Annotated in this window: 2 protein-coding genes; one reads left to right on the top strand and one right to left on the bottom strand. The window is 71.7% G+C overall.

The features are described from left to right. On the top strand, positions 1–3,801 hold a 3,801-nt coding region (locus FJV41_RS54830), incomplete at its 5' end, for a serine/threonine-protein kinase (protein WP_141649375.1). A 173-nt stretch (positions 3,802–3,974) separates the two neighbouring features. Here FJV41_RS54830 and FJV41_RS55065 read toward each other — a convergent pair. Beyond that, a complete protein-coding gene (locus FJV41_RS55065) occupies positions 3,975–4,121 on the bottom strand; it encodes a helix-turn-helix domain-containing protein (protein ID WP_368773775.1) in 147 nt (48 codons plus the stop codon). Positions 4,122–4,144 lie beyond the last annotated feature (23 nt).

Below are 4,144 nucleotides of genomic sequence, written 5' to 3'. Positions count from 1 at the left end.
CCCCCCGCCCCTGCGCCCGACGTGCCCGGCTACCAGTTGGGCGCCGCCCTGGGCCGGGGAGGCTTTGGCCGGGTCCACGCCGCGCGCCGCGACACGGACGGCAGGCAGGTGGCCCTCAAGGTGCTGGAGCCGCTCGCGTCGGAGCGACTGACTCGCGAGTTGGAGGCCCTGCGCCGCATCGGCCCGCCTGTCACCCCGGAGCTGCTGGGGGAAACGCGCACCTCCGCTGGTGAGCACGTCGTCGCGATGGAGATCATCGAAGGGGTCACCCTGGCCCGCCGCCTCGCGGAGCTTCCCGGTCAAGGCGCCCTGCCGTGGGACGAGGCGCGAGGGGTGATGGTGGCGCTGGCCCGGGCCCTCTCGGGCGTGCATGCCACGTCGGTGGTGCACCGGGACCTGAAGCCCGAGAACGTGATGCTCGCCGGCGAACGGCTGGTGCTCGTCGACTTCGGACTCGCCCGCGTGGGCGCCACCCGGGATGAGGCGCCTGCTCCCAGCGTGACGAGGACGGGCCAGCGGCTGGGCACCCACGAATACATGTCGCCCGAGCAGTGTCACGACGCTCGCATCATCGACGCGCGCGCCGACCTCTACAGCCTGGGTGTCGTGTACTTCGAAATGCTGTGCGGCCGGCCGCCCTTCGTTGGAGAGACGGCCTCCGTGCTCCAGGCCCACGTCTCTCGCCGTCCCCCATCGCTCGCACGGCTTTCGCCATCGCCCGTGCCGGACGCGGTGGAAGCGCTCGTGTCGCGCCTGTTGGCGAAGGCTCCCGAGGAGCGGTGGTCCACGGCCTCGGAGGTCGTCGAGGCACTCGAACGTCTGCCGAGGGGAGCACGGCCCTCCCCTTCCGACGCGGCGCCTCCGCTCCATGATGGCAGTCCCGAGGACAGCACGACGTCCGCGCCACGGTCCGTGGCCAGCGTGGGCCCACGGGACATCGCTCTACTGGGCGTCAGGACGTCATTGGATGTTCCCTCGCTGCGCGCGCAACTCTCCGGCGTCGGCGCGGAGCTGGCTCGCGTGGATGTCGGGCTCGCGCTCTTCGCGTTTCCGCATGCCAGTGGCGTGGACGTGGGCTTGCGCACCGCGCACAAGGCCGCGGAGGCGCTCGCGAGTGTGCTGCCCGCCGGCTCGACGCGCGCGGTGCATCGGGCGTCCCTGCGCGTGCGAGAGCGTGGTGGGCGGTGGGTGCTGGGAGGCGCGGCGCTCGAACACGTGGAGCGGTGGTGGCCGCCGTCGGTTGCTTCATCCGACGCCCTGCTGCTGACTCCGGAGGCGAGGGAGTGGCTCCGGGAGCCCGAGTCCGGACGCACGCCACCACCCGAGCTGCCCCCTCCGCGTGCCGTCACCCTGCGGGGTCGAGAAGGTGACCTGGGCTGGCTGCGAGAAGGCGTGGCGCGAGTCCGCGAGCACCGCGCGCCCCTGCTCTTGACGCTGCTGGGCGAAGAGGGGCTCGGCAAGACGCGACTGCTGGCGGAGTTCCACCGGGAGCTGCTGGGCACTGGCGCGGTTTCCAGCGTGCTGGTGGAAGCGCACCGTGACGAGGCCAGCGCCACCGAGAGCGGACTGGGCAACCTGCTCACCACCATCCTGGGACTTCCCCCCAACACGCCCTCCGAAGAGGCCGTGAAGCTCCTGCTCCAAGACGCGGGCCTCACGTTGGAATTCGCCACCCTGCACCCGGCTGCGCGGCGGCAGCACATCGCCCGAGCCCTCGCGTCGCGACTGCGGCGGCTCTCCGAGGCACGGCCCCTCGTGCTGCTCGTGGACGACGCGGAGACGTTGGACCCCACCGCGCTCGATGCGCTGGAGCTGGCCACACTCACGGGAGTCCAGGCGTCACTGTGCATCGTCCTCGCGGGGCGCCATCGCCTGCTGGAGATGCGGCCCTACCTGGGCGAGCGCTCCGCCGACACCGCGAGCAGGGAGCTGGAGCCGCTGGAGGACGATGCGGCGCTGGAGGTGCTGCGCGAGCTGCTTCATCTGGTGGATGTGCCCGCGGAGGCGACTTTGCGGGAGCTGGCGGAGCGGTGTGGCGGCTCGCCGCTGCGACTGGTGGAGCTGGTTCGAACGCTGAGGGCCGCGGGTGCCATCCGGGCACGCGTCGGGGGTGGCGGCTATCTGGCGGCGGAGGCCCTGGACGCGCGAGCCCTGGACAGTCCGAGTCCGGATGAACGGATGGCGGTGCGTGGTCTCGCGGCGCTTCCGTCGGGACTGCGCTCGCTGCTTCAAGTGGCGGCGGTGCTGGGCGACGACGTGCGCTGGGATGAGCTGTCCGCCACGCTCGCGCGGCTGGAGCACGACGCGGCGCTGGACCTCTCACTGGACCCGGGCGTGGGCCTGGAGCGGCTGGCGCGCATGGGGATGCTGGAGTCACGAGGGCCCCGGCGTTGGCGTTTCGAGCACACCACGCTGCGCGAGGCCTTCGCCGCGCAACTCCCGGGAGCGTTGCGGCGCCGCATCTGCGGTTCCGCGTTGAGCGCCCTTCCCGAAGCTCCCATGCCACGCAGGGCCCGCTGGGCGGAGGCCGCCGGGGAGACGCTCCTGGCGTTGGAGCTCCACCATGCGATGGCGGAGTCCAGTCGCCGAGGCTACCGGCTGCTGGAAGCCGAGCGTCACTACTCGGCCGCGCTGGCGCTGCTGCCTCGCGAGTACGACGTGCTCAGGCTGGAGCTGCTCTCGGGCCGAGGCCGCGTGCGCTATCGACTCCAGCGCATCGACGACGCACTGGAAGACCTGCGCGAGGCGCGACGTGTGGCCGTCGCCCGTGGGTCCGTGGTGCGAGAGGCGGACCTGCTCCTGGAGGAAGCCACCGCGCTGGACTGGCGGGACGAGACGGAGGACGCCATCGCATTGCAGGAGCAGGCCTTGCGGTTGCTGGGCGAGCCCGTGCCCTCGGACCTGGCGGCACGTCACGCCCTGGCGCGCGCGCGGGTCTTCGTGAGGCGTGAGGACATCGCGGGAGCCATCACTCCGTTGGAGGAAGCGGTGGCCATGGCCCGTTCCACGCGCGACGAGGAGACGGAGGCCATCGCGCTGGCGATGCTCGGCGCGATGCTGGGGTGGACCGGCCAGCTCGAGGACTCCGCGCGACGCTTCGACGAGGCCATCGCCCTGTGCGAGTCCACGGGAGACACGCTGCACCTGGGCGTCGCGCTCAACAATCGGATGGTGCTGCACGTCCAGCGGCGCGACGTGGCGGGCGCGCGAGGAGACCTGGAGCGCGCGGTGAGCCTGGGGCGCGAGCTGGGCAACGTGCAGATTGAGCGGACCTCCGCGTTCAACCTCGCGTTGCTCCTGGCGTACCAGGGGCGCGCGGCGGAAGCACTGCCACTGGCGCGACGCGCGGGCGTGCTCAGTCAGCGGTTCTTTCCGCGCTCCATGGCCCAGGATGCGCTGCTCGTGGCGCGCCTCTGCTGCGAGCTGAGTGACCTGGCGGAGGCGGCTCGACAGCTGACGTGGCTGGAGGAGTCGACTTCGCTCGCGAGCATGTCACCGGCGGACCAGCTCATGAGCTCCGTGGTGCGACGTGTGGTGGATGAGTCGTCGGGTGAACGGCCCTATACCCGCGCCTTCTGGGAGGAGCGGGTGGACTCCGCCAGGACGCGGATGACACCGGACGAACGGATGGAAGTCCTCATCTGGGCGGCACGCGCGGCCCGGGCGGCAGGCGATGACGAGGCACTGCGCGCGCGCGTCACGGAGGTCGAGGACATCGCGCACGAGGCGCCGCTCTGGACGGAGCGCGTCCGGGGACTCGTGACGGATGGGCTCGGCGGCCGGGAGAAGCCTGGCGCGTGACGAATGACGTCCGGAGACAGGCGGAGCGGGCCCGTGTTCGCAGCGAACGCGCGGGCCACTGGCCGGATGGCTCTCGGCCGGTCGCTCGTGACAAGCAGGGACAGGAGGCGGGAGCAGCCCGGCCCGTGCTAGTACCTCGGCACAGAGGTTCTGACCGATTGGTTTTGAGCGACTCAGCGTAGGACGGGCAGAAGTTCCGGGGCCAGCAGCAGTTCAATGCTGCGGGCCTGTCCGGCGCTGCGCCGGATGAGCCCCCGGCGTTCAAGCTCCAGCACCATGCGGTGGACGGTGGGAGGAGTGGTGCCGAAATATCGCTGCATGTCGGCTTCGGCGGGAGGGCGCC

It is taken from the genome of Myxococcus llanfairpwllgwyngyllgogerychwyrndrobwllllantysiliogogogochensis (genome assembly GCF_006636215.1).
GTDB lineage: Bacteria > Myxococcota > Myxococcia > Myxococcales > Myxococcaceae > Myxococcus > Myxococcus llanfairpwllgwyngyllgogerychwyrndrobwllllantysiliogogogochensis.
This window is presented reverse-complemented; position numbering and strand designations above follow the sequence as displayed.

Excerpts from the sequence above, each read along its gene's own strand:
- FJV41_RS55065 (WP_368773775.1), bottom strand. The coding sequence starts at position 4,121 with ATGCAGCGATATTTCGGCACCACTCCTCCCACCGTCCACCGCATGGTG.